This is a genomic window from Burkholderia sp. HI2761, assembly GCF_002223355.1.
Classification (GTDB): domain Bacteria; phylum Pseudomonadota; class Gammaproteobacteria; order Burkholderiales; family Burkholderiaceae; genus Burkholderia.
The window spans coordinates 1,404,202-1,430,935 of record NZ_NKFN01000004.1 but is presented as its reverse complement, the minus strand read 5'-3'; the positions used below and the strand labels follow the sequence as shown (position 1 = coordinate 1,430,935).

Below are 26,734 nucleotides of genomic sequence, written 5' to 3'. Positions count from 1 at the left end.
ATGACGCAGCAAATCACGATGACGGCGGCAGACTTGATGACCGATCCGCGCAACGACGACAAGAACCTGTGGGTAGGCTGGGACGAGTATCACCGTCTGATCGAGCTGCTCGCGCTCCAGGTGCATGCCTCGGGCTGGAAGTTCGACCAGATCCTGTGCCTCGCGCGCGGCGGCCTGCGCGTCGGCGACCAGCTGTCGCGCATCTACGACGTGCCGCTCGCGATCCTCGCGACGAGTTCGTACCGGGAAGCGGCCGGCACCGAGCAGGGCGAGCTCGACATCGCGCAATACATCACGATGACGCGCGGCAATCTGGCGGGCAACGTGCTGCTGGTCGACGATCTCGTCGACTCGGGCGTCACGCTCGCGCGCGTGCAGGAGCACCTGAAGGAGCGCTACCCGTCCGTGACGGCCGTGCGTTCGGCCGTGCTCTGGTACAAGGGGTGCTCGAAGGTCAAGCCCGACTATCACACGCAGTTCCTGCCGACGAATCCGTGGATTCATCAACCGTTCGAGGAGTGGGACACGGTTCGTCCGCACAACCTCGAGGCGTGGATCAAGCGCGGTCGCGCGCAGCGCGACGGTTCGGGCGCGTAAGCGTCCGGCCGATCGAACGAAAGCCTTGTACGGCGCCGCTTGCGGCGCCGTTTTTCGTTGCGGCACCGTTTGCGCGGTGCGGCGTGCGCTGCGTATCCGGTAGGCAGACGGCGCCGCCCCGGCTATGATGGCAGCCCTGCCACAGCTCGCGCCGGATTGCATGCGCAGCGTGGATCACGTGGTTTCACGGCAACAGAGCAGGGCGGCGTTTCACGGGGGCGCGAGTAGAATAGCGCTCGTTTTGTCCGACCCGGACCCGATTATTACGCTTCATATGAACGACACGATCCACGCGACCGACGCAGCACACGCGCCGCATTCGACGCAGCAACACTCGATGCGGGCGCTAGCGATAGCAGCCATCGGCGTCGTGTTCGGCGACATCGGCACCAGCCCGCTGTATTCGCTCAAGGAGGCGTTCAGCCCCGCGCACGGCATTCCGTTGACCGAAAGCTCGATTCTCGGCGTGATTTCGCTGCTGTTCTGGGCGATCGTCCTGGTGGTCGGCGTCAAGTACCTGCTGTTCGTGATGCGGGCGGACAACAACGGCGAAGGCGGCGTGCTCGCGCTGATGGCGCTGTCGCTGCGGCCGCTCGACTCGAAAACCCGCGTCGCGGGTGCGCTGATGGCGCTCGGGATATTCGGCGCATGCATGTTCTACGGGGACGCGGTGATCACGCCGGCGATCTCGGTGATGTCGGCCGTCGAAGGTCTCGAGATCGCGACGCCGCACCTGTCGCACCTCGTGCTGCCGATCACGATCGTGATCCTGATCGCGCTGTTCTGGATCCAGCGTCACGGCACCGCGTTGGTCGGCAAGCTGTTCGGTCCGATCATGGTGCTGTGGTTCGTCGTGATCGCCGCGCTCGGCGTGTACCACATCATGCGCGTGCCGGGCATCATCGCGGCCATCAATCCGTACTACGCAGCGTCGTTCATGGCCGACCATCTGCTGCAGGCCTACGTCGTGCTCGGCTCGGTCGTGCTGGTGCTGACCGGCGCGGAAGCGCTCTACGCGGACATGGGCCACTTCGGCGCGAAGCCGATTCGCCTCGCTGCATACGGGCTCGTGATGCCGTCGCTCGTGCTGAACTACTTCGGCCAGGGCGCGCTGCTGATCCAGAACCCGAAGGCGATCGAGAACCCGTTCTTCCTGCTCGCGCCCGAATGGGGGCTGCTGCCGCTCGTCGTGCTGTCGACGGTTGCGACCGTGATCGCGTCGCAGGCCGTGATCTCGGGTGCGTATTCGCTGACGTCGCAGGCGATCCAGCTCGGCTACGTGCCGCGCATGAAGGTGCTGCATACGTCGGAACTCGCGATCGGCCAGATCTACGTGCCGGTCGTGAACTGGCTGCTGCTGTTCGTGATCCTCTGCATCGTGGTCGGCTTCAAGAGCTCCGAGAACCTCGCGGCCGCGTACGGCATCGCGGTGACGGCGACGATGGTGATCACGACGGTGCTCGCGTGCGTCGTGATGGTGAAGGTGTGGAACTGGAACCGGATACTGGTCGGCGCGATCATCGCGGTGTTCCTCGCGATCGACCTCGGCTTTTTCGGCGCGAACCTGCTGAAGGTCGCGCAGGGCGGCTGGCTGCCGCTGGGCATCGGCGGGCTGCTGTTCTTCCTGCTGATGACCTGGTACAAGGGGCGCCACATCGTCAAGGAGCGCACGGCCGCCGACGGCATTCCGCTCGAACCGTTCCTGCAGGGGCTGCTCGCGCATCCGCCGCATCGCGTGTCGGGCACCGCGATCTACCTGACCGGCAACGACAAGCTCGTGCCCGTCAGCCTGCTGCACAACCTCAAGCACAACAAGGTGCTGCACGAGCGAACCATTTTCCTGACGTTCGTCACGCGCGACTTTCCTTACGTGCGCGACGACAAGCGCCTGAGTTCGCGCGATGCGGGCGGCGGGCTGTACATCGTCAAGGCCGAGTACGGTTTCAACGAGACACCGGACGTGAAGGCCGTGCTCGAGGAATTCGGCCGCGCGCACGACATGACGTTCGAGCTGATGGATACGTCGTTCTTCCTCGCGCGTGAAACGGTCGTGCCGACGCATCTGCCCGGGATGTCGATCTGGCGCGAGCGCGTATTCGCGTGGATGCATCAGAACGCGGCGAAGCCGACAGACTTCTTCTCGATTCCGGCGAACCGCGTCGTCGAGCTCGGCACGAAGATCGAGATCTGACGGGGCGCAAGCGGGCCGCGTATGCGGCCCATGCCGAATCAGGCCGCGCGCTTCTCCGAAGCAATCAAAAAACCCGCCTTTCGGCGGGTTTTTTTGTGCGTCGAGGCTTTCGACTGCTCAGCGCTTCAGCTTCGCGAATGCCGCAGCCATCGCGCCGGCCGGTTCCGGCTCGCGCGCACGCTGCGGACGGGCGCCGCCGCGCCCGGCGTTGCCGCGATCCTGGCCGCCGCGCGACGACATGCCGGGTGCTGCCGCGTCGTCGTCGAGGCGCATCGTCAGCGCAATGCGCTGGCGCTTCACGTCGACGTCGATCACCTTCACCTTGACGACCTGGCCGGCCTTCACGACTTCGTGCGGATCCTTGATGAACTTCGTCGACATCGCGGACACGTGGACGAGGCCGTCCTGGTGCACGCCGATATCCACGAACGCGCCGAATGCGGCAACATTCGTCACGACGCCTTCGAGCGTCATGCCCGGCACGAGATCGGAGACCTTCTCGACGCCTTCGCGGAACGTGGCCGTCTTGAATTCCGGGCGTGGATCGCGGCCCGGCTTCTCCAGTTCGGCCAGGATGTCGCGCACGGTCGGCAGACCGAAACGTTCGTCGACGAATTCCGTCGGCGACAGGCCCGACAGCGCTTCGCGGTTGCCGAGCACGTCGTCGATGCGCTTGTTGATCTTCGCGAGCATCCGTTCGACGACCGGATACGCTTCCGGGTGCACCGACGAGCGGTCGAGCGGATTCTCGCCGCCGTTGATGCGCAGGAAGCCGGCGGCCTGTTCGAAGGTCTTGTCGCCGAGGCGCGGCACCTTGCGCAGGTGCTCGCGCGACGGGAACGGGCCGTTCGCGTCGCGATAGTCGACGATGTTGCGCGCGAGCGTCGCATTCAGGCCCGACACACGGGCGAGCAGCGGGGCCGACGCCGTGTTCGCGTCGACGCCGACCGCGTTCACGCAATCCTCGACGACCGCATCGAGCGAGCGGGCGAGTTCGCGCTGATTCACGTCGTGCTGGTACTGGCCGACGCCGATCGCCTTCGGCTCGATCTTCACGAGTTCGGCGAGCGGGTCCTGCAGGCGGCGCGCGATCGACACCGCACCGCGCAGCGACACGTCCATTTCGGGGAATTCCTTCGCGGCGAGCTCGGACGCCGAATAGACCGACGCGCCGGCTTCCGACACGACGATCTTCTGCAGGCGCAGCTCCGGGTGCTTCGCGATCAGTTCGCTCGCGAGCTTGTCGGTTTCACGCGACGCGGTGCCGTTGCCGATGCTGATCAGTTCGGCTTGAGTTTGCGCGGCGATGCGCGCGAGTTTCGCGAGCGAGCCGTCCCAGTCGCGGCGCGGTTCGTGCGGGTAGATCGTGTCGGTCGCGAGCACCTTGCCGGTGCGGTCGACGACCGCGACCTTCACGCCGGTGCGCAGGCCGGGGTCGAGACCGATCACGGCCTTCGGGCCGGCCGGTGCGGCCAGCAGCAGGTCGTTCAGGTTGCGCGCGAACACGCGGATCGCTTCGGTTTCGGCCGTTTCGCGCAATTGCGTGAGCAGTTCGTTTTCGATATGCGGCTGCACCTTCACGCGCCAGCACCAGCGGCAGACGTCGGACAGCCATTTGTCGGCCGGGCGATTCTGGTTCGCGATGCCGAAATGGCGCGCGATCATCGCCTCGCCGGGATGCGGCACCTGCGCGTCGAGTTCTTCGCCGAGGCCGAGCTTGATCGTCAGCACGCCCGCGTTGCGGCCGCGGAACAGCGCGAGCGCGCGGTGCGACGGCACGGTCTTGATCGTTTCCGCGTAGTCGTAATAGTCGCGGAATTTCTCGCCTTCCTCGCTTTCCTTGCCCTCGACCACGGCCGACGACACGACGCCCTGGTTGTGCAGGTAGTCGCGCAGCTTGCCGAGCAGCTCCGCCGTCTCGCCGAACTGTTCGGACAGGATGTCGCGCGCGCCGTCGAGCGCGGCCTTCACGTCGGCGACGCCCTTGTCGGCGTCGACGTACGCGGCCGCCTCGGTTTGCGGGTCGAGCAGCGGATTCGCGAGCAGCGCCTGCGCGAGCGGCTCGAGGCCGGCCTCGCGGGCGATCTGCGCACGCGTGCGGCGCTTCGGCTTGTACGGCAGATAAAGATCCTCGAGCACCTGCTTGCTGTCGGCCGCGTCGATCGCGGCACGCAGTTCGTCGGTCAGCTTGCCCTGTTCGTCGATGCTCGACAGGATCGCGGCGCGGCGATCCTCGAGCTCGCGCAGGTACAGGAGGCGTTCCTCGAGCTGGCGCAACTGCGTATCGTCCAGGTTGCCGGTCACTTCCTTGCGGTACCGGGCAATGAACGGAACGGTCGAGCCTTCGTCGAGGAGTTGCACGGCCGCCGCGACCTGGCGCGGCTGGACGGACAGTTCGGTGGCGATGCGCTGTACGATCTTGAGTGCTACGGTTTCCGTCATGTCGTGGATGGTTTGTCTGCCTGCTGAAATCGCGGCGCGGGCCGGCAGGCCCGGAGCGGCGGGCTGCCCGGCGGGCCCGACGGGCCAGAGGCCGCGGGTGAATGAAGCGGGGCATTTTGCCATAAATGGCGGAGCGTCCAGCCGGGGGTGATAGAATTTGACACATGTCCCGCAGCTTTCCTACGACGTTGCCAACTTCCCGCATTTCTCTCGTCGCGCTCGGCGCAGCGCTCGCCGCCGCTTTGTCTGCCGGGCCTTCCGGCGCATTCGCGCAGGCCTCGGGCGCCAGCGCGCCGGACGCCGCTGCGTCCGCGCCCGTTGCGGCCTCGGCCGCCCCGGATTTCGACGCCCGCCAAAAAGTGCTCAATCAGCGCTCCGCGGAAAACGATTATCGTTATGCGGTGGCGGAGCACGATTGTTACAGCACGTTCTTCGTCAACCACTGTCTCGGCAAGGCGCGCGACCAGATGCGCGAGGAGCGGGCAAGCATTCGCCAGGAGCAGCTCGCGCTCAACGACGAGCAGCGCGCGGTGCGGGCGCAGCAGCGCGACCAGCAGCAGGCGCTGAAGCAGGCCCAGAATGCGGCGGAAGCGCCGCAGCGGGCGGCGAACGACGCGGCCAACGCGGCTGCATTCCGCGACAAGCAGGAGCAGAATGCACTGAAGCAGGCGCAGCGCGGCGCGGAAGGCCCGCAGCGCGCGGCGAGCAAGCAGGCATACGACCAGAAGCAGGCGGATTTCCAGCGCAAGCTCGACCAGGCGCACCAGCAGGCGGCGCAGAAGGCGCAGGAGCGGGCGGACAACGCCACGCGCTACGAGCAGAAGCAGAAGGAAGCCGCGCAGCACCAGGCCGATGTCGAGCGGCGTCAGCAGGAAGCGGCCGAGAAGGCCAAGCAGCAACAACAGGGGCAGTAACGTGTTGAATTGATCGGGATCAGTCTCGGGCGCGTCGGCACGCCAGCCGTCGCGCTGCTTCGATGAGGAGGCAGGTATGCAAAACCGTCACACGGAACAGCAGCAGGAATTGCACAACCGTTTGGCTGCATTGCAGGAGCAGCACCAGCAGCTCGCTCGGGAGATCGAGCTGAAAGAAGGGCACTCCGACATCGACGACATCACGCTGCACCGGCTGAAGAAGGAAAAGCTGGCGGCCAAGGACAAAATCATTTTGCTGCAATCGCAGCTCGAACCGGATAAGCGCGCCTGAGCGCGGCCTGGCAAGCGCCGGCGCCGCTCGGGCGCTGGACACAGGAACGCTTGCCTTGAATTCACCGCTTGAAGCCACCCCCGATGCCCGGCGTGATACGACGCCCGCCGGGCGCGTTCGTGCGCCCGACGGCACTTTCGAGCTGAGCCGCAAGCGCGTCGACGAACTCGACACGATCTTCGGCGAAGGCGGGTTGCTGGCGCGCGTGCTCGACGGCTATCGGCCGCGTACGTCGCAGATCGAGATGGCGCGCGCGGTCGCGTCGGCGATGGAAGCGTCCGCACGCCGGATGCCCGAGCCCGAGATCTTCGAAACCCGCAAGCGGCCGGCGCGCCGCCTCGGCGACGGCGACAAGACGGCCGGGCCGGCCTCGGACGACGCGGCGGCAGCCGAATCCGACAACGACGCAGCCGACAACACGCTGATCGTCGAGGCCGGCACGGGTACCGGCAAGACCTACGCGTATCTCGTGCCTGCAATGTTGTGGGGCGGCAAGGTGATCGTGTCGACCGGCACGAAGCACCTGCAGGACCAGCTGTTCCAGCGCGACATCCCGACCGTGCGCAACGCGCTCGCGGTGCCGGTGACGGTCGCGATGCTCAAGGGACGCTCGAACTACCTGTGCCATTACTACCTGCAACGCACGGCCGACAACGGCCGGCTGCCGTCGCGGCAGGATACCGCGTATCTGCAGGAAATCGTCCGCTTCGCGAAACTCACGAAGAGCGGCGACAAGGCCGAACTCGCGAGCGTGCCGGAAACGGCGCCCGTGTGGTCGATGGTCACGTCGACGCGCGACAACTGCCTCGGCCAGGAATGCCCGCACTACAAGGAATGCTTCGTGATGCAGGCGCGGCGCGAGGCCCAGCAGGCAGACGTCGTCGTGGTCAACCATCACCTGTTCTTCGCGGACATCATGCTGCGCGACACGGGGATGGCCGAACTGCTGCCGAACGCGAACACGATCATCTTCGACGAAGCGCACCAGCTGCCGGAGACGGCGACGCTGTTCTTCGGCGAGACGCTGTCGACGACGCAGATCCTCGAGCTCGCGCGCGACACGGTGGCCGAAGGCCTGAGCCATGCGCGCGACGCGGTCGAGTGGGTGAAGCTCGGTGGCGATCTCGAGCGCGCGGCGCGCGACTTGCGTCTCGCGTTCGCGAACGACCAGATCGTGCGCATGTCGCTCGCCCAGCTCGGCGACGATCACCCGATGTTCAGTGCGCTCGACGCGCTCGACGTGGCGCTCGATGCGCTCGCATCGGCGCTCGCGAGCCAGGCCGAGCGCGCGGAATCGCTCGGCGCGTGCCTGCGGCGCGCCCGCGAGCTCCAGGACCTGCTGGCGGGCTGGGTCGCGCCCGGCGCGGCGGAAGCGGCTGCGAAGGCCGACGCGGCCGCGGCCGGCGACAAGGCGGCCTCCGACGGCGATCCGAACGAGAAGGTGCGATGGGTCGAGGTGTTCGCGCATACCGTCCAGCTCCATGAAACGCCGCTGTCGGTCGCGCCGATTTTCGCGAAGCAGCGTGCGGGCGTGCCGCGTGCATGGGTGTTCACGTCGGCGACGTTGTCGGTGCGCGGCGATTTCACGCACTACGCGGCGCAGATGGGCCTCAGCTCGCGTCGTTCGATGACGCTCGCCAGCCCGTTCGATTACCAGTCGCAGGGGCTGCTTTACGTGCCGCGCAACCTGCCGCAGCCGTCCTCGCCAGCCTTTACCGATGCCGTTTTCGATGCCGCGCTGCCGGCGATCGAGGCATCCGGCGGCGGCGTGTTCATGCTGTGCACGACGCTGCGCGCGGTCGACCGGATCGCGTCGAAGCTGCGCGACGTGATCGAATCGCGCGGCTGGAACACGCCGCTGCTCGTGCAGGGCGACGCAAGCCGCACCGAGCTGCTCGACCGCTTCCGCGCGTATGGCAATGCGATCCTGGTCGGCAGCCAGAGTTTCTGGGAAGGCGTCGATGTGCGCGGCGATGCGTTGTCGCTGGTCGTGATCGACAAGCTGCCGTTCGCGCCGCCGGACGACCCGGTGCTGGCCGCGCGGCTCGATGCGTTGACGAAGAAGGGGCTGAGCCCGTTCGCCGTGCATCAACTGCCGCAGGCCGTGATCACGCTGAAGCAGGGTGCGGGCCGGTTGATTCGTGCGGAGACGGATCGCGGCGTGCTGATGATCTGCGATACGCGACTCGTCGACAAGCCTTACGGGCGCCGGATCTGGCAAAGCCTGCCGCCGTTCAAGCGCACGCGCGAGATCGCGGTCGTGCAGGATTTCTTCGACGAGCACCGCGCGGACAAGGGCGCGTGACCGCACGCGCGGCGCTTGCCGCGTGAACGCCGTGGCGCCGCCCGAATGCGGCGCCAATGAAAAAACCCGGCTCGATGGCCGGGTTTTTTGTGTGCGCAACGGTGTTACATCGCGCCGTGCTTCAGAACTGCCACCACGACTTCTTCGCACCGGGGCGCGAATGGCCCGTGACGTACGGGCTGTCGGGGAACGTGCCCGCGAGCACGCGCTTGGTGTCCTCGGCGAGTTCCGGCTGGTTCAGCTTGCCGTACGACAGGATCATGATGTGCAGCGCATCCTCGATCGCCGGCGCGCCCTTGTAGTCCTTGATCGCGAGCTGGGCGCGGTTGATCGCCGCGACATACGCGCCGCGGCGATAGTAGTAGTCGGCCGCGTGCACTTCGTGCGACGCGAGCGCGTTGACGATGTAGCGCATCCGCGCGGCCGCATCGGGCGCGTACTTGCTCTTCGGGAAGCGATCGACGACGACCTTGAACGCATCGTACGATTCGCGCAGCGCCTGCGGATCGCGTTCGCTCATGTCCTGGCCGGAGAAGCGCCCGAACAGGCCGAGATCGTCGTTGAAGTGGATCATCCCCTTCAGGTAGTACGCGTACGGGATATCCGGATGATCGGGGTGGAGCTGGATGAAGCGGTCGACGGCCTGGTCGGCGGCTGCCGCTTCGTTGTCCTTCCAGTTGCAGTATGCAACGTTGATCTGTGCCTGTTGCGCGAAATGGCCGAACGGATCGCGGCCTTGCAGCGATTCGAAATATTTCGCGCACTTGCCCCAGTCGCCGCCGGACAGTGCGTCCTGGGCCTCTGAGTATAATTTGTTGTTCGACCAGGTAGCCGTCTCGTCCTGCTTCTGCGGCAAGCCGTGGCAGCCGGCGATGAGGGCCACGGCCGCTACCGCCGCAGCCCGGGCGGCGACGGTTCTGGCCGTACGTTTGGTCGAATTCATCATGCTCGCATGTCCTAGCTTCAAGTCTCGGTGACCCAGTCTAAATGACCCGTTCAAGTTCGCAGAATGCCCAGCCGGGCACACCAAATCGCGAAGATTATAGCCCAAGCGATCGGCCCGCCGACGCTGCGTCGGGGGATTCCCTCGACGACGATCTGGCCGGCGACGTGTTGCACCCCCCCGTTGTGCCGTCCGTGGCGGCCGATGAGGCGCCGCGCATCGTCGAAGTGCCGCTGTCGCTCGCCGGCGAACGTCTCGACAAGGCGCTCGCCCAACTGTTCCCCGAATTCTCGCGCAGCCGCCTGCAGAGCTGGATCGAGGCGCAGCGCGTGCTCATCGACGGCGCGCCGGCGAAGATCCGCCAGCCCGTGCCGCTCGGCGCGAAGATCGAGCTCGTGCCCGATCTGCTGCCCGAGCAGCTCGCGTTCACGCCGGAACCCGTGCCGCTCGACGTGATCTATGAGGACGACGCGCTCGTCGTCATCAACAAGCCGGCCGGTCTCGTCGTGCATCCGGCCGCCGGCAACTGGAGCGGCACGATCCTCAACGGTCTGCTGCATCGCTACGGCGACGCGGCGGCCGGCCTGCCGCGCGCGGGGATCGTCCACCGGCTCGACAAGGAAACGTCCGGCCTGATGGTGGTCGCCCGCACGCTGGCCGCGCAGACGGACCTCGTGCGCCAGTTGCAGGCCCGCACGGTGAAGCGCCGCTATTTCGCGCTCGTGTGGGGCACGATGCCCGAGGAGGGCACGATCGACGCGCCGATCGGCCGCGACCCGCGCGAGCGCACGCGCATGGCCGTGGTCACCGGCGCGTCGGGCAAGCCCGCGCGTACGCATTTCCGTACGGTTGACACATGCCTGTGGCAACGTCAGCCGGTTTCGGCGATTCAGTGCGATCTCGAAACCGGCCGCACGCATCAGATCCGCGTGCACTGCGCGCACGCCGGGCATCCGCTGCTCGGCGATCCGGTCTACGGGCGCGCGCGCGGCAAGCGTTCGGTCGCGCCGCTGCCGGACGGGTTCGCACGACAGGCGCTGCATGCGTGGCGGCTCGGCCTCGTGCATCCGGTCACGGGCAAGGCGATGCAGTGGCGCTGCCCGCTGCCGGACGACATGAACGCACTGGTCGCGGCGCTCGGCTTCGGGCAGGGCGACGAGGAGTTCGACGACGACGGTGTCTACGACGATGACGATTTCGGCGGCGAGTATCACGACGACGAGCCGTACCCGGACGATGAGGAGGAGTGAGTGCCGATGACGAACCTGGCGCCGTTGACGTGGCAGGACTGCGTACGACCCGACTGGCGGGTGTCGCCGCGCGTGCGCGCGCTGATCACGACGCGCGACGGCGGTGTGAGCGAAGGCCCGTACGGGCGCTGGCAGGATGGCGCCGCGCTGCCGGGTGGGATGAATCTCGGCCTGCATACCGGTGACGATCCCGACCATGTCGCCGTCAATCGTGCACGCGTGCTCGCCCTCGCTGGCCAGTCGAGCGCCGCATGGCTCGAGCAGGTTCACGGCGCGCGGATCGTCCGGGCGGACGAGGTGATCGCCGCGGCGCCTGCCGCCACGGCGCCGGTGCAGGCCGACGCGAGCGTCACGGATCAGGCCGGCGCCGTCTGCGTGGTGATGGTGGCCGATTGCCTGCCCGTGCTGCTGTGCGACGCGCAGGGCCGCGCGGTCGGCGCCGCGCATGCGGGCTGGCGCGGGCTCGCGGCCGGCATCGTCGAGCAGACGGCCGCGCGCGTCGCGGCGCTCGCGGGCGGCGCGAGGGACACGCTGCATGCGTATCTCGGGCCTGCGATCGGCCCGCAGGCGTTCGAGGTCGGCGTCGATGTGCGCGACGCGTTTCTCGACACGGCTCCGCAGTCGGAGCATGATGAAACCCGTCATGCGTTCGTCGCGATCGACGGCGCACCCGGCAAGTTTCTTGCCGATCTGTACGCGCTCGCGCGGCTGCGACTCGCGCGTGCGGGCGTGGTGCACGTGAGCGGCGGGACGGCCTGCACGGTCGCCGAACGCGCACGTTTCTATTCGTATCGGCGCGACCGCGTGACGGGCCGCATGGCCGCGGCAATCTGGCTGGCCGATTGATCGCATGCGCATGCGCGCCGGCTTTGTTGCGCCGCGAAATCGGGTTATCTCGATATTGGCGCGGCAATGCGGCGGTGCATGCGCGACTGAATGAAAAATCCCGAGGTCAAGTCAAGCAAAATGTTTTATGTTTCACCGAAACCCTTGTCCCGTCTGTCGTGCGCGGATTATCTCCGTGCGGAAATGTTCAGTGGTTTGACCGGACGCTTCACATGGGGAAAACGATAATGATAAAAATACCGCACTGCGGCAGAATCTGGAGACGCCTCTCCAGAGCATGACGGCCCGGCTCGCAGCCGGCGCGCCGCGCGCGAGCAGGATTTCACGATTGACGCTCACGAATCACCGGTAAGGCAGGTAATGACAGCATCGAAAAATTCGTCGACGTCCGCTCATGCGGGCACTTCCGCGGGCAGTCCCGGTTTCGATCCGGCCGCCCAGCCGATGCAGCAGATGTTCGAGTCGTGGTTGAACGCGTGGCGCGGTTTTGCCGACCCGGCGCGCGCCGCGACGGCATCGGCCTCCGTCAACCCGTTCGCGACATTCCAGTTCCCGACGTCGTTTCCGTTCCAGATGCCGTCGATGCCCGACCTCGGCGCGATGGCGTCGCCGTTCGCGGGGCTGAAGCTGCCGGTCGCCGCGATTCCGCCGGAACGGCTCCAGGCATTGCAGGCCGACTACGCGCGCGATTGCATGACGCTGATGCAGCAGGCGGCCGCCGCGAAGCTCGAGTCGCCGGAGTTGAAAGACCGCCGCTTCAGCGGCGACGCGTGGAAGTCATCGCCCGCGCATGCCTTCGCGGCCGCCTGGTATCTGCTCAACGCGCGCTATCTGCAGGAGCTGGCCGACGCGCTTCAGACCGATCCGAAGACGCGCGAGCGTATCCGTTTCACGGTCCAGCAATGGACGGCCGCCGCCGCGCCGAGCAATTTCCTCGCACTCAATCCCGACGCACAGAAATCGATTCTCGAAACGCAGGGCGAAAGCCTGCGGCAGGGGATGATGAACCTGCTCGGCGACCTGCAGCGCGGCAAGATTTCGCAGACCGACGAATCGCAGTTCGTGGTCGGCAAGAACCTCGGATGTACCGAAGGCGCGGTCGTGTACGAGAACGACCTGATCCAGCTGATCCAGTACACGCCGAAGACGGACAAGGTGTTCGAGCGGCCGCTGCTGATCGTCCCGCCGTGCATCAACAAGTTCTACATCCTCGACCTGCAACCCGAGAATTCGCTCGTCGCGCACGCGCTGTCGAACGGCCATCAGGTGTTCCTCGTGTCGTGGCGCAACGCGGATGCATCGGTCGCGCACAAGACGTGGGACGACTACATGAACGAAGGGCTGCTCGCGGCGATCGACGCCGTGCAGCAGGTCAGCGGCCGCGAGCAGATCAACACGCTCGGCTTCTGCGTCGGCGGCACGATGCTCGCGACCGCGCTCGCGGTGCTCGCCGCGCGCGGCGAGCACCCGGCCGCGTCGATGACGCTGCTCACCGCGATGCTCGACTTCACCGACACGGGCATCCTCGACGTGTTCGTCGACGAGGCGCACGTGCAGATGCGCGAGCAGACCATCGGCGGCAAGACCGGTACGCAACCGGGGCTGATGCGCGGCGTCGAGTTCGCGAACACGTTCTCGTTCCTGCGGCCGAACGATCTCGTGTGGAACTACGTCGTCGACAACTACCTGAAGGGCCGTACGCCCGCGCCGTTCGACCTGCTGTACTGGAACAGCGATTCGACGAGCCTGCCGGGCCCGATGTACGCGTGGTATCTGCGCCATACCTATCTCGAAAACAAGCTGCGCGAGCCGGGTGCGCTGACCGTGTGTGGCGAGTCGGTCGACCTGTCGCTGGTCGACGTGCCGACCTTCATCTACGGTTCGCGCGAGGATCACATCGTGCCGTGGCAGACGGCCTACGCATCGACGTCGATCCTCTCGGGCCCGCTGAAGTTCGTGCTCGGCGCGTCGGGGCACATCGCGGGCGTGATCAATCCGCCGGCGAAGAAAAAGCGCAGCTACTGGGTCAACGACGAGCTGCCCGAATCCGCGGACGACTGGTTCGCCGCGGCGACCGAGCAGCCGGGAAGCTGGTGGACGACGTGGGTCGAGTGGCTCGACGCGTACGGCGGCCGCAAGGTCGCGCCGCCGGCCCAGCCGGGTTCCGCGCAATTCCCGGTGATCGAGCCGGCGCCCGGGCGCTACGTGTTGCAGCGCGATTGACGAAAACCGGACAGCGGCGCACGCTGTCCGGCGCACCGCAGTTTTTTTAACAGGGTCGGTAACGATGCGCCGTGTCGTGCGGGCCTGGAGGACAGGGAAATGACGGATGTAGTGATCGTATCGGCCGCACGGACCGCGGTCGGCAAATTCGGCGGCTCGCTGGCGAAGATCGCGGCGCCCGAACTGGGCGCGACGGTGATCCGCGCAGTGCTGGAGCGTGCGGGCGTGAAGCCCGAGCAGGTCAGCGAAGTGATCATGGGCCAGGTGCTGACGGCAGGCTCCGGGCAGAACCCGGCGCGGCAGTCGCTGATCAAGGCGGGGCTGCCGAGCGCGGTGCCGGGGATGACGATCAACAAGGTGTGCGGCTCGGGCCTGAAGGCTGTGATGCTGGCGGCGAACGCGATCGTCGCGGGCGATGCCGAGATCGTGATCGCGGGCGGCCAGGAGAACATGAGCGCATCGCCGCACGTGCTGCCGGGCTCGCGCGACGGGTTCCGGATGGGCGACGCGAAGCTGGTCGACACGATGATCGTCGACGGGCTGTGGGACGTGTACAACCAGTACCACATGGGCATCACGGCGGAGAACGTCGCGAAGGAATACGGGATTACGCGCGGAGAGCAGGACGCGTTCGCGGCGCTGTCGCAGAACAAGGCGGAAGCCGCGCAGAAGGCCGGGCGCTTCGCCGACGAGATCGTGCCGGTGTCGATCCCGCAACGCAAGGGCGAGCCGCTGCAGTTCGCGACCGACGAGTTCGTGCGTCACGGCGTGACGGCGGAGTCGCTGGCGGGGCTGAAGCCGGCGTTCTCGAAGGACGGCTCGGTGACGGCGGCGAACGCGTCGGGGCTGAACGACGGCGCGGCGGCGGTGCTGGTGATGTCGGCGCAGAAGGCGGCGGCGCTGGGCCTGACGCCGCTCGCGCGAATCAAGGCATACGCGAACGCGGGCGTGGACCCGAGCGTGATGGGCATGGGCCCGGTGCCGGCGTCGCGCCGTGCACTGGAGCGCGCGGGCTGGACGCCGGGCGACCTGGACCTGATGGAAATCAACGAAGCGTTCGCGGCGCAGGCGCTGGCGGTGCACAAGCAGATGGGCTGGGACACGTCGAAGGTGAACGTGAACGGCGGGGCGATCGCGATCGGGCACCCGATCGGGGCATCGGGCTGCCGGATTCTGGTGACGCTGCTGCACGAGATGGTCAAGCGCGATGCGAAGCGCGGGCTGGCGTCGCTGTGCATCGGCGGCGGGATGGGTGTCGCGCTCGCGGTCGAACGTCCGTAACCGGCTGTCCGTAACCGCCGTTCGCCACTGGCGAACCGAATCCGTGCGCCGGCCGATTGCGGCTTCGGCCGGCGTCACGTGAAGTCAGAGGGGGCCTTCGGCAGCTCTCGAAACCAAAAAATGGAGTGAGATTTATGTCTCAGCGAATTGCGTACGTAACGGGCGGGATGGGCGGCATCGGCACCAGCATCTGCCAGCGCCTGTCGAAAGACGGCTTCAAGGTGGTCGCAGGTTGCGGCCCGAACTCGCCGCGCCGGGTGAAATGGCTCGAGGAGCAGAAGGCGCTCGGGTACGACTTCATCGCGTCGGAAGGCAACGTCGGCGACTGGGACTCGACCAAGGAAGCGTTCGACAAGGTCAAGGCGGAAGTCGGCGAGATCGACGTGCTGGTCAACAACGCGGGCATCACGCGCGACGTCGTGTTCCGCAAGATGACGCACGAAGACTGGACCGCCGTGATCGACACCAACCTGACGAGCCTGTTCAACGTGACGAAGCAGGTGATCGACGGGATGGTCGAACGTGGCTGGGGCCGCATCATCAACATTTCGTCGGTGAACGGCCAGAAGGGGCAATTCGGCCAGACGAACTACTCGACCGCGAAGGCCGGCATTCACGGCTTCACGATGTCGCTCGCGCAGGAAGTCGCGACGAAGGGCGTGACGGTCAACACCGTGTCGCCGGGCTACATCGGCACCGACATGGTGAAGGCGATCCGCCCCGACGTGCTCGAGAAGATCGTCGCGACGATTCCGGTGCGGCGTCTCGGCGGGCCGGAGGAAATCGGCTCGATCGTCGCGTGGCTCGCGTCGAACGATTCCGGCTTCGCGACGGGCGCCGACTTCTCGCTGAACGGCGGCCTGCACATGGGCTGAGCGTCCGGGCTGCGCGGGCCGGGTGGCCGCGCAGCCGGACGTTTTCCGAAGGCCCCCGCCTCCCGGATTCGGGCGGCGGGGATTCGTCACTTGCGCTACGCTGCACTCAAAGGCGTTACATGACTACTACAAAGAAGACGGCCGAACGGCTCATCAAGAAGTACCCGAACCGCCGGCTCTACGATACCGAGACAAGCACGTACATTACGCTCACCGACGTGAAGCAGCTCGTGCTCGAGCAGGAGGATTTCAAGGTCGTCGACGCGAAATCCAGCGAAGACCTGACGCGCAGCATCCTCCTGCAGATCATCCTCGAGGAGGAGAGCGGTGGCGTGCCGATGTTCTCGTCGTCGATGCTGTCGCAGATCATCCGTTTCTACGGTCATGCGATGCAGGGCATGATGGGCACGTACCTGGAAAAGAATATCCAGGCATTCATCGACATCCAGAACAAGCTCACCGATCAATCGAAGAACCTCTACGAAGGTAACGCGATGAATCCGGAAGTCTGGTCGCAGTTCATGAACATGCAGGCGCCGATGATGCAAGGGATGATGACGAGCTACATCGAGCAGTCGAAGAACATGTTCGTGCAGATGCAGGAGCAGATGCAGAACCAGGCGAAGTCGATGTTCAGCACGTTCCCGTTCAAGCAGCCGGGCGCATCGGAGCCCGAAAAGAAGTAACGGATTCGCGGCAGGCCGGCCGGGGCGGCGCGAGCCGTCGGGCGTCGGCGCCGCGAAGCGGGGCGGCCGGTCGCCGTCGTGCATTCGGACGACGATGCGCCGCCGCCTGCCGAAAGATCGCCGACGGTCGTTCAGGATCGTCGGCACCGAATGCCCGTGCCCCGTGTGCGCGGGCATTGCCGTTGTCCAGTCGATCGAGATCCAGTCCATACGAATGAAAGCCGCGCCGCACCGCGCGTGATGGTGCGCGCTCGTGCCCGCGCGGGCGCTTGCCTGTCGTACCATGAGCGGCGCTGCGCGAAATGCGCTGGCGGGTGCCATGCATGGCGAGATGTGCGATGCCGCGTCGATGCGGGCGGCCGAGAAAAACAAACCGACTGAGAGAGAGCATGCGACGGATTCGAACGGCATCGACCGGCAGGCTGGCCGGTCTTGCTGCGATGTTCACGATGGGTGTCGGCCTGGCCGTGCCGGGCTTTGCGATGGATTGCGCGAAAGCCGTCCAGCCGATCGAGAAGCGCATTTGCGCGAGCCCCGCGCTGCGCGCGGCCGATGCGCGGTTGAACACGGCCTATGCGGGCGCGCTGCAGGCCGCGCCGGATACCGCCGTCCGCGACATGCTGGTGCGTAGCCAGCGCCGCTGGCTCGACGCGCGCAACAAACGGCTCGATACCGATTACGACGGCCATCGGCTGGCCGTCGACGAAGTGCGCAAGGCCTTCGATCGGCGCACCGCGGTGCTGGCCGACCGATCGGGTGAAGGGCTGATCGGGCGCGCACTGGCCGAGCGGCAGTGGCTCGCGAAATACAGCGGCGGCCCGCTGGCCGGCTTCGATGCAAACTGCGATTTCATCCCCGACGATGCGAGCGGCGCGCGCGTTTCCTATGCGTGTTTCGGCGCGATTCATGTGCAGCATCACGCACGGGTGTGCAGCCAGAGCGAGGACTGGGCGACCGGCGCGGTCTATCAGTACCGCCTGGTGAGCGCGGCCGACGGCGGGAAGGTGCATCCGGTGGCGTTCTGCGAAGCGCAAGGCGCGCATGCATGCGACGGCGACAGCGCGCAGGCGGGATGGGTGCGTGCCGCGGCGTCCGGTGGCGAGAACCGTACGCCGGTGCCGGTGACCGGCCTGCCGCAACTCGACGCGGAGTTGTGGCCGCTAGGAGGTGGCAGCGATGCCGCGTGGTTCGATCGGTGTCTGAAGGCGCCGGTGTTTCCGGATGCGCACTGACGCGCAGCGTTTCGGGTTGTTCGGACACGGCCTGGCGTTCGAATCGACGGGCTAAGGCTGGCCTGCGGCGCCGCGGGCTGGCGCAGCCGCGTTGCGCGACGCGCAACGGTCGGCGGTGCGGATGAGCGCGACGCGTTCCGTCGCTGCTCAGTGCGCCGAACCGAAATCCTGATCGTCGTCCGACGGAGGAAGGTCGAGCACGAGCTTGACGGCGCTGTAGTTCGCTTTGAGCGAAAACACGCGGCCGATCACGAGAAAAGTCTGATGCGAATTCTCGAGCTCGACGAAATCGCCAGGTTGCGGCACGTGCGCACCTTGATCGTAGGAAAAACTGGTGCTGGTTTGCTCGCCGATGGTTTCCGCGGCGTGCTCGGTGAATTCGATCGTGATGTGGGTGGTCATGCGGGCCCCGTTGGGTATCGATTGGAGAGAGCGGATGCCGCATTTTCGCATAGCGGGTGCTCGAATTCGTGTCGATTCTTGTTCGACGGGTCGGGGCAGTGGTGTCGTTCGCGCCCTGCTCGGCGCAAACGCGGTCACTATCACGTTGGGATACCGCGGCCCGGCGCTGAGTTGCGCCGTCGGCGGGGTGCTGAACAGCGATTACCTCACGGGACGTGCGACCGACTTCGGCTGTTCGATGTGCGGCGCGCCGCGTGAGGTTGCGCGCCGTATTGCGGCGTCCGATCTTCCGTTCGACCAGTTCATCAACGAGTTCGACCGCTTAGTTCACGTCAGCGTCGCGGCCGATGTCGTGAAGCCGAGGCGGCGGGTGATAACGGCCCGCTCGCTCAGCGTACGGTCTATCCGACGGGCCTGTCGTCGTAGGAGGAAGAGATGCAGTTGAACGACCACGACAAAGAACTGTTGATGCTCATCTCCATCGGCGCCGTGATTGGGATGGGAAAGCTGTTGGTCGGTGGCGATAGGCTCACGCTTCACCTGCTGCTCGGCCGAATGATCCTCGGTGCGGGGTTGTCGACCAGCGCCGGGGGATTCTTATCATGTTCAAGGAACTGTCGCCCAGCCACGTTGGTTGTTGGGGGTAGCGTCGGCGATCGGCATCCTCGGGCAGTCGGTCCTCGAGGCGGCAGCGTAGCGCTTCATTGGTCGTGCTCCCGAACCGGGGGGCAGCAGAGGGAACAGTTAGTCGTTCATCTTGAACATCGTGCGTTCTTATCGATCGGATTCCATATTTTATTATCTGGGGCGATGTTGCCGTGCTCGTAGGAGAATCGATCGTCTGCTCGTACTGCAAGGACTTTGCCGGATTCGCGCTCAAACAGATACCATTGTTCTACCAGCGGATCTTCATTGTAAGGGTGCGTTCGTATTTCTCCACCCAAGTCAAAACTAAATACCCATGATCCGGGGCTCGCCCCCTGTGTGACTGACAGTATCTTTTGGCCATCGATTTTTTGCGTCGCCAAAGCGATAACACTGTCCGACGACTCGCTGCGCGCGATGTCAGTGCCATTCGCTGAGATTACCCATTTGCAACAGTAGATCCACAGGTGCCAGTTGCCCGTTACGGTTACGAGTCTCCGGGCTAGGCTCTCGCGGACCTTTGGAGAGGCTTCCGGTCGGGCGTCCATCGGCTCTCGAATTTGCAGTTCTGGTTGTCCAAATTCGATAGTAAGGAAGCTACCGTGCCCTTGCTTTACAGACCAAGCTGGATGCGCATAGACGGCAGACCATACACGATTGATTTCGGTGACTTCCGATTCCATGTTTCCGTCGCCAGCAAGTAGGGCGGATAGCTCGATCGGCAAAAAGGCGCTTCAATTTCTTTACGAGTCGGTGACAGTACTGTCGATCATTCGGGGGCAGCGCCGCTGGGCTTTTCGGCCATGCTGCTGCACAAAGAGACCGAACTCGCCGATCAGTCGATTTTTCTTACGGTTTTCGATCATGGGGTAATAGTAGCGATGTACAGCTCTATTTCCGATAGGATTGGTCGGAATATTGAGCCTTATCAAGCACTACTACTCACGCAGATGTGACACCTCCGGCGAGTGGTGTTAACAAACACGATAAGCGCATCGCTCGTCTTTTCGTGGGATCAATGCGCGACGGTGAAACTCATTCGCAGGCCGAGCGAACGCAAGATCTTCTGCACGGTTTCGTAGCGCGGATGCGCCCCTGGCGTCAGCGCCTTGTGCAGCGCGACGCGACCGACGCCGGCGGCCGCCGCAACCTTCGTCATGCCGCGCGCTCGCGCGACGGCCGCAACGGCCGCGAGGAACACGTCGGGATTCGGATCTTCGGCTGCAACGGCGAGGAATTCCGCGATCGCCTCGTCGTTGTCGAGGTAGTCGGCCGCATCGAATTCGGTGTAGTTGGTCATGGGTTACTCCTTCAGTTCGCGCGCCATCTGCACCGCGCGCTTGATGTCCTTCTTCTGCGTCGACTTGTCGCCGCCGCACAGAAGGAAGTAGACGACTTCGCCTTGTCGAACGTAATAGACCCGCTAGCCCGGCCCGAAATCGATCTTCATTTCCCAGACGCCTTCGTCGAGCACACGGTACTCGCCGAAGTTGCCGAGTTGCGCGCTGACCAGTCGGGCAGTGATCCGGGCCTTGCCGCGTTGGTCGCGGAGGCTGGCAAGCCAGTCGTTAAATTCGTCGGAACGCAGCAAAGTAATCATGCGAAGAAATGTACCCAATTGGGTACAAATTCGCAAGCGGATCAACGGGGCAGATTCGTTCTCGATGGCGTCGTGCTGCGCCTCTTGGGTTGACCTGGGCGGCCGCCCAATGAGCATCCTTCCTGATGCGGATCGGCGCTCGTCACATACCGGCGATTCAGCCCTGGCATTGTCGGCGGATTGCCGCCTTAACGCGCTTGCTCTTCGTGTCCGATTCTTCATGCGCGCGGATCGTCACCAGCAGGCTGTAAACGAGAGGAGTCCATCGACTGAGCTTTGAAGCGCTCGCGGTTGTGCTCGCGGCCGTCGCTGGATTCCGGCGTTCCCGATCTGGGCGTGCCGCGCCTGAGCTTGCAGGCGCGATCCGGCTCAATCCATCAAGCCGTCAGCAACCCGCACAGAGCCGGCTGGCACCTGACCGTCCGCGACCACGCGCAGAAACATGCTGCGCGCTCCTGCTGACGTGCCGTTGATGGTAAGCAGACAATCCCTCGTCCCGGAGTGAAAGGGACGCATCAAGCTCCCTGTCCTTGTCGATTGCCCATCGCGCCGCATACTCGAACCGCCGATCGACGCGAGCCGCCGCTCGCTCATTTTGGCTCGCCGCCCCTAAATCGCTGTAAACTCACGCTTTTGCTGCCAGGCCCCCACATTCCAGATGTCTCAATCCCCCAAAGTAGGGTTCGTATCCCTCGGCTGCCCGAAAGCGCTCGTCGATTCCGAACAGATCATCACGCAACTGCGCGCCGAAGGTTATGAAATCTCCGGCACCTACGACGGCGCCGACCTCGTCGTCGTGAACACCTGCGGCTTCATCGACGAAGCCGTGCAGGAAAGCCTCGACGCGATCGGCGAAGCGCTGACCGAGAACGGCAAGGTGATCGTCACCGGCTGCCTCGGCGCGAAGTCGAGCGCGAGCGGCTCGAACCTGATCGAGGAAGTCCACCCGAAGGTGCTCGCCGTCACCGGCCCGCACGCGGTGGGCGAAGTGATGCAGGCCGTGCATTCGCACCTGCCGAAGCCGCACGATCCCTTCGTCGACCTCGTGCCCGCGGCCGGCATCAAGCTCACGCCGCGTCACTACGCATACCTGAAGATCTCCGAAGGCTGCAACCACCGTTGCACGTTCTGCATCATCCCGTCGATGCGCGGCGACCTCGTGTCGCGCCCGGTCGCCGAAGTGATGCTGGAAGCAGAGAACCTGTTCAAGTCGGGCGTGAAGGAACTGCTCGTGATCTCGCAGGACACGAGCGCATACGGCGTCGACGTGAAGTACCGCACGGGCTTCTGGAACGGCAAGCCGATCAAGACGCGCATGACCGACCTGGTCGCCGCGCTGGGCGAACTCGCCGCGCAGTACGGCGCCTGGGTGCGCCTGCACTACGTGTATCCGTATCCGAGCGTCGACGAAGTGATTCCGCTGATGGCCGAAGGTCCGTTCAAGGGCCACGTGCTGCCGTATCTCGACGTGCCGTTCCAGCACGCGCACCCGGAAGTGCTCAAGCGCATGAAGCGTCCGGCGAACGCCGAGAAGGTGCTCGAGCGCGTGCAGAAGTGGCGCGAGATCTGCCCCGACCTGACGATCCGCAGCACGTTCATCGCGGGCTTCCCCGGCGAGACGGAAGAACAGTTCGAAACGCTGCTCGACTTCGTCCGCGAAGCGGAACTCGATCGCGTCGGCTGTTTCGCGTATTCGCCGGTCGAAGGCGCGACCGCGAACGACCTGGACGGCGCGCTGCCGGACGAGGTCCGCGAGGAACGTCGTGCGCGCTTCATGGAAGTGGCCGAGGAAGTGTCGGCGAACCGCATGCAGCGCAAGGTCGGCAAGACGCTCAAGGTGCTGATCGACGAAGTCGGCGCAGAGGGCGGCATCGGCCGTACGGCAGCCGATGCGCCGGAGATCGACGGCGTCGTCTATGTCGAGCCGGCGGCGAAGGCATCGAAGCGCTACAAGGTCGGCGATTTCGTGTCCGTGAAGATCACGGGCGCCGACGGCCACGATCTGTGGGGCGAGGTGTAAGCGATGACCGCTGCATTTCCGGAGATCCTCGCGCTCGGCGAGGCGATGATCGAATTCAACCAGTCGCAGCCGGGGCGCCCTGAATTCCTGCAGGGCTTCGGCGGCGACACGTCGAATTTCTGCATCGCGGCGGCGCGCCAGGGCGCATCGACGGGCTTCGTATCGGCGATCGGCGATGATCCGTTCGGCCGCCTGCTGGCCGACATGTGGGCGGCGGAGCAGGTCGACACGACGTACGTGCGAATCGACCGCACGGCGCCGACCGGCGTGTATTTCGTCACGCACGGCGTCGGCGGCCACCAGTTCGACTATCTGCGCGCGGGGTCGGCCGCGAGCCGCTATGCGACGGGCGACCTGCCGCTCGACGCGCTGGCGGCCGCGAAGGCCGTGCACCTGTCGGGCATCAGTCTTGCGATCAGCACGTCCGCGTGCGACGCGGCATTCGCGGCGATCGACCACGCGCGTCGCAACGGCGCGAAGGTCAGCTTCGACACGAACCTGCGCCTGAAGCTGTGGCCGCTGCCGCGTGCCCGTGCAGTGATGCGCGAGGCGCTGCGCCAGACGGACATCTGCCTGCCGAGCTGGGACGACGTCACGGCGCTCACGGGCGCGAACGATCGCGACGCGATCGTCGACGCGATGCTCGAACACGGCCCGCAGGTCGTCGCGCTGAAGCTCGGCAAGGAAGGCGCGTATGTCGCGACGCCGCACGAGCGGCGCGTCGTGCCGGGCTTCGCGGTCGATGCCGTCGACGCGACCGGCGCGGGCGACTGCTTCGGCGGCGCGTTCGTCGCGCGGATCGTCGCGGGCGACGATCCGTTCGCGGCCGCGCGTTATGCGAACGCGGCGGCGGCGCTGTCGACGACCGGTTACGGCGCGGTCGCGCCGATTCCGCGCCGCGATGCGGTGGAAAGCCTGATGCAGGGCTGACGCGAAACGCGCACGCCGACGCATTCACGGCGCAGGCTTGCGCGGTGACGCAAGCGCCGGGTCTCGACCCGGCAGGGTCCGCGATGGTCGGGCGAATCTGAAGCAAGGAGCAACACAAGGTGGGTCGATATTCGGAATGGCAACGAGCGCTCGTCGTCGCGGGCGCGCTCGCAGCGGGCATCGCGATGCCGACGGTGGTCGCGGCGCAGGCGGTTGCACCCGGCGTGCAGCAGGATGAACCGGCGCCGGCGCGGCCGCTGAAGCCGAATCCCGAGTTCGCCCGTCTGCCGCGCTACGAAGGCACGCTCGGCGATCGGCCGATCGTGGTGCATCTCGGCCCCAAGACGGACGAGGAAGGCGTGCACGGCGAATACCAGTTCGCCGACACGGGCGAGGTCGTGCTGCTCGCGGGCGACCGCGACGGCGATACGCTCGAGATCGAGGAGTCGAACGATGGCACGAACATCACCGGTGTGTGGATCGGCCGTTTCGACGCGACGGGCGACCTGAAGGCCGACCGGATGAATTCGGACGAATCGGATCCGCAGCCGGTCGTGCTGCGTCTGGCGCCGGGCAAGCGCGCGGCGCTGCAGGTGCGCGACGGCCGCGTGCGCGAAATCGAGACGGTGGGCGGCGTCGTCAACCTGCGTACCGACGACTGAGTGCGTGCTGGCTCGGTGCGCGCGGCGCGCATTGTACCGGGCCAAGCGCGCCGATTTTGGCTACTCTAGCGACATATTCCGCAACCGAACGGCCTCGTGCCCGGCCTCCAGTCATGACTGCATCCACTTCCAAGCGCGCGCTGCAAACCCGCATCGTGCAACCCGACGACGTCGTTCCCGAAGGCTTCCGTTCGTTCGTGCCGCCGGTCGCGCGCGCGTCGACGGTCGTGTTCCCCGATCTCGCGACGATGCGCGCGCTGGTCTGGCACGACGACAACCAGTGGCGCTACGGGCTGCACGCGACGCCGACGTCGCTCGCGCTCGCGCAGCGGCTCGCCGAGATCGAGGGCGGCACGCACGCGCTGCTGCAGCCGTCGGGCCTCGCGGCGATCATGAACGTCTACTTCGGGCTCGTGAAAGCAGGTGACGACGTGCTGATTCCGCATAACGTGTACGGCCCGAACGCCGATTTCGGCAACTGGCTCGCGAACGATTTCGGCATCGTCGTGCGTTTTTACGATCCGTTGATCGGCGCCGGCATCGCCGATCTGATCCAGCCGAACACGCGTCTGATCTGGATCGAGGCGCCCGGCTCGGTGACGATGGAAGTGCCCGACGTGCAGGCGATCACCGCGGCCGCGAAGGCGCGCGGCATCGTCACCGCGATCGACAACACCTATTCGGCGGGCCTCGCGTTCAAGCCGTTCGAGCACGGCATCGACATTTCGGTGCAGGCGCTGACCAAGTACCAGTCGGGCGGCAGCGACGTGCTGATGGGCGCGACGATCACCGCGAACGCGGAACTTCACGCGAAGCTGAAGCTCGCGCGGATGCGCTGCGGGATCGGCGTGTCGGTCGACGATTGCTCGCTCGTGCTGCGCAGTCTGCCGAGCATGCAGGTGCGCTTCGACGCGCACGGCAAGAGCGCGCTCGCGCTCGCGCAATGGCTGAAGGCGCGGCCGGAGATCGCGGCGGTGCTGCATCCGCAGATCGCCGACTGCCCGGGGCACGCGTCGTTCATGCGCGATTTCACCGGCGCGGGCGGGCTGTTCTCGGTGGTGTTCGACGCACGCTACAGCGCGGAGCAGGTCGACCGTTTCGTCGAGTCGCTCGAGCTGTTCGCGATCGGCTGGAGCTGGGGCGGCGCATGCAGCCTCGCGATGCCTTACGACGTCGCGTCGATGCGTCCGGACTGGCCGCATCGCGGCACGCTGGTGCGTTTCTACGTCGGTCTGGAAGAAGAAGCCGATTTGCGCGCGGACATCGAGCGCGCGATGCAGGCCGCACTCGGCTGATCGCCGGCCGGCAACGTCCGGCACAAAAATGAAACGCCGGCGCGATGCCTTATCGCGCCGGCGTTTTTCATTGAGGGTGCGGCGGGATCAGAACAGCCGCAGCAGCCCGTCGAGGCCGACATGGTCGAACGCGACCGTCGCCGCGTCGCGCACGACGGGCTTCGCGTGGAACGCAACCGACAGCCCGGCTTCGGCCATCATCTTCAGGTCGTTCGAGCCGTCGCCCATCGCGATCGCACGGCGCGGCTCGAGGCCGAGCGACGCGCACGTCTCGCGCAGCAGGCGCGCCTTCACGTCGGCGTTGACGATCTCGCCGAGCACCTTGCCGGTGAGCTTGCCGTCGACGATCTCGAGCGTGTTCGCATGCGCGTAGTCGATACCGAGGCGGGCTTTCAGCCGCTCGGTGAAGAACGTGAAGCCGCCCGACACGAGCAGCGTCTTCATGCCGGCGGCCTTCACGCCGGCCAGCATCGTCTCGGCACCCGGCGACAGTTGCAGCCGTTCCTCGTACACGCGTTCGAGCGCGTGCGCGTCGAGCCCGGCCAGCAGCGCGACGCGGCGCGTGAGGCTTTCGTTGAAATCGCGGATCTCGCCGCGCATCGCCGCTTCGGTGATCTCGGCGACCTGCGTTTTCAGTCCGCAGAAATCGGCGATCTCGTCGATGCATTCGATCGTGATCAGCGTCGAATCCATGTCCATCACCGCGAGCCCGAAATCGCCGAGCGAGAGACCGGCCTCGACGAAGCCGAAGTCGAGCGCATGCGTGCCGCAGTATGCGTCGATGTCGAGGCGCTGCGCCGGGCTCGCGTTTTCGACGCGCAGCGCGTGATCGTCGGTCTGCACGATGCGGGTGCCGCGCGACAGCGCGAGCAGCGGTTTGTGATGGGCGTCCGACAGCGGCGAAAGACTCTGGATGACGAGATTGTGGGTCATGACGAGTGGTAGGAAGACGAATGAATGACGCGCGCGGCCCACGGGCGGCCGCTTGCGAACGCGGGCCCCGTGCGGCTGCAGGCCATTGCGTCGCGAACGCGCCATTGTAGCCGGTTGGCCGGGACGGGCGATCGCGGCAGGTACGAATCCTGAGGCCGGACTCGAACCGG

24 protein-coding genes and 2 pseudogenes are annotated in these 26,734 nt (G+C 65.9%); 18 read left to right on the top strand and 8 right to left on the bottom strand.

The window, feature by feature from the left end:
- Both CFB46_RS13450 and CFB46_RS13445 read left to right on the top strand, forming a co-directional pair.
- The gene (locus CFB46_RS13450) at window positions 1–597 is read left to right on the top strand and encodes a phosphoribosyltransferase (RefSeq protein ID WP_006485899.1); all 597 of its coding nucleotides are present in this window, start codon (window positions 1–3) and stop codon (window positions 595–597) included.
- A gap of 274 nt (window positions 598–871) precedes the next feature.
- Window positions 872–2,788 carry a potassium transporter Kup gene (locus CFB46_RS13445; RefSeq protein ID WP_027784574.1) on the top strand — a complete coding sequence of 639 codons (1,917 nt, stop codon included), beginning with the start codon at window positions 872–874 and terminating at the stop codon, window positions 2,786–2,788.
- Window positions 2,789–2,905: 117 nt separating this feature from the next.
- Here CFB46_RS13445 and CFB46_RS13440 read toward each other — a convergent pair whose 3' ends face one another.
- Window positions 2,906–5,230: a Tex family protein gene (locus CFB46_RS13440; protein WP_089500253.1), complete on the bottom strand. Its 2,325-nt coding sequence runs from the start codon at window positions 5,228–5,230 to the stop codon at window positions 2,906–2,908.
- Between the two features lie 164 nt (window positions 5,231–5,394).
- On the opposite strand from CFB46_RS13440, the gene CFB46_RS13435 reads away from it, so the two are divergent.
- From CFB46_RS13435 to CFB46_RS13425, 3 genes are all read left to right on the top strand, one after another.
- A complete protein-coding gene (locus CFB46_RS13435; RefSeq protein ID WP_089500252.1) occupies window positions 5,395–6,144 on the top strand; it encodes a hypothetical protein in 750 nt (249 codons plus the stop codon).
- Window positions 6,145–6,220: 76 nt separating this feature from the next.
- Window positions 6,221–6,436, top strand: a complete 216-nt coding sequence (locus CFB46_RS13430) for a YdcH family protein (RefSeq protein WP_006478692.1) — start codon at window positions 6,221–6,223, stop codon at window positions 6,434–6,436.
- Between the two features lie 55 nt (window positions 6,437–6,491).
- Complete coding sequence (locus CFB46_RS13425; protein ID WP_089500251.1) at window positions 6,492–8,741, top strand: ATP-dependent DNA helicase; 2,250 nt, start codon at window positions 6,492–6,494, stop codon at window positions 8,739–8,741.
- A gap of 121 nt (window positions 8,742–8,862) precedes the next feature.
- Here CFB46_RS13425 and CFB46_RS13420 read toward each other — a convergent pair whose 3' ends face one another.
- Window positions 8,863–9,687: an outer membrane protein assembly factor BamD gene (locus CFB46_RS13420; protein ID WP_027784570.1), complete on the bottom strand. Its 825-nt coding sequence runs from the start codon at window positions 9,685–9,687 to the stop codon at window positions 8,863–8,865.
- Window positions 9,688–9,728: 41 nt separating this feature from the next.
- Here CFB46_RS13420 and CFB46_RS13415 point away from each other — a divergent pair, with 41 nt between their 5' ends.
- The 7 genes from CFB46_RS13415 (at window position 9,729) to CFB46_RS13385 (ending at window position 18,077) form a co-directional block, all read left to right on the top strand.
- Window positions 9,729–10,934 (top strand): RluA family pseudouridine synthase, encoded by a 1,206-nt coding sequence (locus CFB46_RS13415; RefSeq protein ID WP_089500250.1) that lies wholly within the window; start codon window positions 9,729–9,731, stop codon window positions 10,932–10,934.
- Window positions 10,935–10,940: 6 nt separating this feature from the next.
- Window positions 10,941–11,780: a peptidoglycan editing factor PgeF gene (gene pgeF, locus CFB46_RS13410; protein WP_089500430.1), complete on the top strand. Its 840-nt coding sequence runs from the start codon at window positions 10,941–10,943 to the stop codon at window positions 11,778–11,780.
- Between the two features lie 360 nt (window positions 11,781–12,140).
- Window positions 12,141–14,003 carry a class I poly(R)-hydroxyalkanoic acid synthase gene (phaC, locus tag CFB46_RS13405; protein ID WP_089500249.1) on the top strand — a complete coding sequence of 621 codons (1,863 nt, stop codon included), beginning with the start codon at window positions 12,141–12,143 and terminating at the stop codon, window positions 14,001–14,003.
- Between the two features lie 99 nt (window positions 14,004–14,102).
- Window positions 14,103–15,284: an acetyl-CoA C-acetyltransferase gene (locus CFB46_RS13400; RefSeq protein WP_089500248.1), complete on the top strand. Its 1,182-nt coding sequence runs from the start codon at window positions 14,103–14,105 to the stop codon at window positions 15,282–15,284.
- Between the two features lie 134 nt (window positions 15,285–15,418).
- A complete protein-coding gene (locus CFB46_RS13395; protein ID WP_027784565.1) occupies window positions 15,419–16,159 on the top strand; it encodes a 3-ketoacyl-ACP reductase in 741 nt (246 codons plus the stop codon).
- 119 nt (window positions 16,160–16,278) lie between these two features.
- Window positions 16,279–16,845, top strand: coding sequence for a polyhydroxyalkanoate synthesis repressor PhaR (gene phaR, locus CFB46_RS13390; protein ID WP_089500247.1), 567 nt, complete (start codon window positions 16,279–16,281; stop codon window positions 16,843–16,845).
- Between the two features lie 389 nt (window positions 16,846–17,234).
- The gene (locus CFB46_RS13385; RefSeq protein ID WP_089500246.1) at window positions 17,235–18,077 is read left to right on the top strand and encodes a lysozyme inhibitor LprI family protein; all 843 of its coding nucleotides are present in this window, start codon (window positions 17,235–17,237) and stop codon (window positions 18,075–18,077) included.
- A 147-nt stretch (window positions 18,078–18,224) separates the two neighbouring features.
- On the opposite strand, the gene CFB46_RS13380 is transcribed toward CFB46_RS13385, so the two are convergent.
- The gene (locus CFB46_RS13380; protein WP_027784562.1) at window positions 18,225–18,479 is read right to left on the bottom strand and encodes a hypothetical protein; all 255 of its coding nucleotides are present in this window, start codon (window positions 18,477–18,479) and stop codon (window positions 18,225–18,227) included.
- Between CFB46_RS13380 and CFB46_RS36875 the strand changes: the two are divergent.
- Window positions 18,430–18,756: pseudogene (locus CFB46_RS36875) on the top strand (D-Ala-D-Ala carboxypeptidase family metallohydrolase); the annotation flags it as partial. The gene CFB46_RS13380 and the pseudogene CFB46_RS36875 overlap by 50 nt on opposite strands.
- A gap of 50 nt (window positions 18,757–18,806) precedes the next feature.
- Here CFB46_RS36875 and CFB46_RS36425 read toward each other — a convergent pair.
- Complete coding sequence (locus CFB46_RS36425; RefSeq protein WP_256980659.1) at window positions 18,807–19,019, bottom strand: hypothetical protein; 213 nt, start codon at window positions 19,017–19,019, stop codon at window positions 18,807–18,809.
- On the opposite strand from CFB46_RS36425, the gene CFB46_RS36870 reads away from it, so the two are divergent.
- The gene (locus tag CFB46_RS36870; protein WP_373558190.1) at window positions 18,948–19,307 is read left to right on the top strand and encodes a hypothetical protein; all 360 of its coding nucleotides are present in this window, start codon (window positions 18,948–18,950) and stop codon (window positions 19,305–19,307) included. The two genes, CFB46_RS36425 and CFB46_RS36870, sit on opposite strands and share 72 nt — an antisense overlap.
- On the opposite strand, the gene CFB46_RS35890 is transcribed toward CFB46_RS36870, so the two are convergent.
- From CFB46_RS35890 to CFB46_RS13360, 3 genes and pseudogenes are all read right to left on the bottom strand, one after another.
- Window positions 19,232–19,807, bottom strand: coding sequence for a hypothetical protein (locus CFB46_RS35890; protein ID WP_179235047.1), 576 nt, complete (start codon window positions 19,805–19,807; stop codon window positions 19,232–19,234). The two genes, CFB46_RS36870 and CFB46_RS35890, sit on opposite strands and share 76 nt — an antisense overlap.
- A gap of 332 nt (window positions 19,808–20,139) precedes the next feature.
- Entirely contained in the window at window positions 20,140–20,424 is a 285-nt protein-coding gene (locus CFB46_RS13365) for an addiction module antidote protein (protein ID WP_089500244.1), read from the bottom strand.
- A gap of 3 nt (window positions 20,425–20,427) precedes the next feature.
- A pseudogene (locus CFB46_RS13360) lies at window positions 20,428–20,724 on the bottom strand (type II toxin-antitoxin system RelE/ParE family toxin).
- Between the two features lie 658 nt (window positions 20,725–21,382).
- Between CFB46_RS13360 and rimO the strand changes: the two are divergent.
- The 4 genes from rimO to CFB46_RS13335 all read left to right on the top strand — a co-directional run bounded on the left by rimO (window position 21,383) and on the right by CFB46_RS13335 (window position 25,631).
- The gene (rimO, locus tag CFB46_RS13350) at window positions 21,383–22,744 is read left to right on the top strand and encodes a 30S ribosomal protein S12 methylthiotransferase RimO (protein ID WP_027784561.1); all 1,362 of its coding nucleotides are present in this window, start codon (window positions 21,383–21,385) and stop codon (window positions 22,742–22,744) included.
- A gap of 3 nt (window positions 22,745–22,747) precedes the next feature.
- Complete coding sequence (locus CFB46_RS13345; RefSeq protein ID WP_089500243.1) at window positions 22,748–23,674, top strand: sugar kinase; 927 nt, start codon at window positions 22,748–22,750, stop codon at window positions 23,672–23,674.
- Between the two features lie 119 nt (window positions 23,675–23,793).
- A complete protein-coding gene (locus CFB46_RS13340) occupies window positions 23,794–24,336 on the top strand; it encodes a hypothetical protein (RefSeq protein ID WP_089500242.1) in 543 nt (180 codons plus the stop codon).
- Between the two features lie 113 nt (window positions 24,337–24,449).
- On the top strand, window positions 24,450–25,631 hold the full coding sequence (locus tag CFB46_RS13335; RefSeq protein ID WP_089500241.1) for a cystathionine beta-lyase: 1,182 nt from the start codon (window positions 24,450–24,452) through the stop codon (window positions 25,629–25,631).
- 87 nt (window positions 25,632–25,718) lie between these two features.
- Here CFB46_RS13335 and serB read toward each other — a convergent pair whose 3' ends face one another.
- Window positions 25,719–26,564: a phosphoserine phosphatase SerB gene (gene serB / locus CFB46_RS13330; protein ID WP_027784557.1), complete on the bottom strand. Its 846-nt coding sequence runs from the start codon at window positions 26,562–26,564 to the stop codon at window positions 25,719–25,721.
- Window positions 26,565–26,734 lie beyond the last annotated feature (170 nt).

Bases quoted from the DNA above. Each gene is read 5' to 3' on its own strand.
- CFB46_RS13450 (WP_006485899.1), top strand. From the start codon at position 1: ATGACGCAGCAAATCACGATGACGGCGGCAGACTTGATGACCGATCCG.
- CFB46_RS13445 (WP_027784574.1), top strand. From the start codon at position 872: ATGAACGACACGATCCACGCGACCGACGCAGCACACGCGCCGCATTCG.
- CFB46_RS13440 (WP_089500253.1), bottom strand. From the start codon at position 5,230: ATGACGGAAACCGTAGCACTCAAGATCGTACAGCGCATCGCCACCGAA.
- CFB46_RS13435 (WP_089500252.1), top strand. From the start codon at position 5,395: ATGTCCCGCAGCTTTCCTACGACGTTGCCAACTTCCCGCATTTCTCTC.
- CFB46_RS13430 (WP_006478692.1), top strand. From the start codon at position 6,221: ATGCAAAACCGTCACACGGAACAGCAGCAGGAATTGCACAACCGTTTG.
- CFB46_RS13420 (WP_027784570.1), bottom strand. From the start codon at position 9,687: ATGATGAATTCGACCAAACGTACGGCCAGAACCGTCGCCGCCCGGGCT.
- CFB46_RS13415 (WP_089500250.1), top strand. From the start codon at position 9,729: ATGACCCGTTCAAGTTCGCAGAATGCCCAGCCGGGCACACCAAATCGC.
- pgeF (WP_089500430.1), top strand. From the start codon at position 10,941: ATGACGAACCTGGCGCCGTTGACGTGGCAGGACTGCGTACGACCCGAC.
- phaC (WP_089500249.1), top strand. From the start codon at position 12,141: ATGACAGCATCGAAAAATTCGTCGACGTCCGCTCATGCGGGCACTTCC.
- CFB46_RS13400 (WP_089500248.1), top strand. From the start codon at position 14,103: ATGACGGATGTAGTGATCGTATCGGCCGCACGGACCGCGGTCGGCAAA.
- CFB46_RS13395 (WP_027784565.1), top strand. From the start codon at position 15,419: ATGTCTCAGCGAATTGCGTACGTAACGGGCGGGATGGGCGGCATCGGC.
- phaR (WP_089500247.1), top strand. From the start codon at position 16,279: ATGACTACTACAAAGAAGACGGCCGAACGGCTCATCAAGAAGTACCCG.
- CFB46_RS13385 (WP_089500246.1), top strand. From the start codon at position 17,235: ATGCGACGGATTCGAACGGCATCGACCGGCAGGCTGGCCGGTCTTGCT.
- CFB46_RS13380 (WP_027784562.1), bottom strand. From the start codon at position 18,479: ATGACCACCCACATCACGATCGAATTCACCGAGCACGCCGCGGAAACC.
- CFB46_RS36870 (WP_373558190.1), top strand. From the start codon at position 18,948: ATGCTCATCTCCATCGGCGCCGTGATTGGGATGGGAAAGCTGTTGGTC.
- CFB46_RS35890 (WP_179235047.1), bottom strand. From the start codon at position 19,807: ATGGAATCGGAAGTCACCGAAATCAATCGTGTATGGTCTGCCGTCTAT.
- CFB46_RS13365 (WP_089500244.1), bottom strand. From the start codon at position 20,424: ATGACCAACTACACCGAATTCGATGCGGCCGACTACCTCGACAACGAC.
- rimO (WP_027784561.1), top strand. From the start codon at position 21,383: ATGTCTCAATCCCCCAAAGTAGGGTTCGTATCCCTCGGCTGCCCGAAA.
- CFB46_RS13345 (WP_089500243.1), top strand. From the start codon at position 22,748: ATGACCGCTGCATTTCCGGAGATCCTCGCGCTCGGCGAGGCGATGATC.
- CFB46_RS13335 (WP_089500241.1), top strand. From the start codon at position 24,450: ATGACTGCATCCACTTCCAAGCGCGCGCTGCAAACCCGCATCGTGCAA.
- serB (WP_027784557.1), bottom strand. From the start codon at position 26,564: ATGACCCACAATCTCGTCATCCAGAGTCTTTCGCCGCTGTCGGACGCC.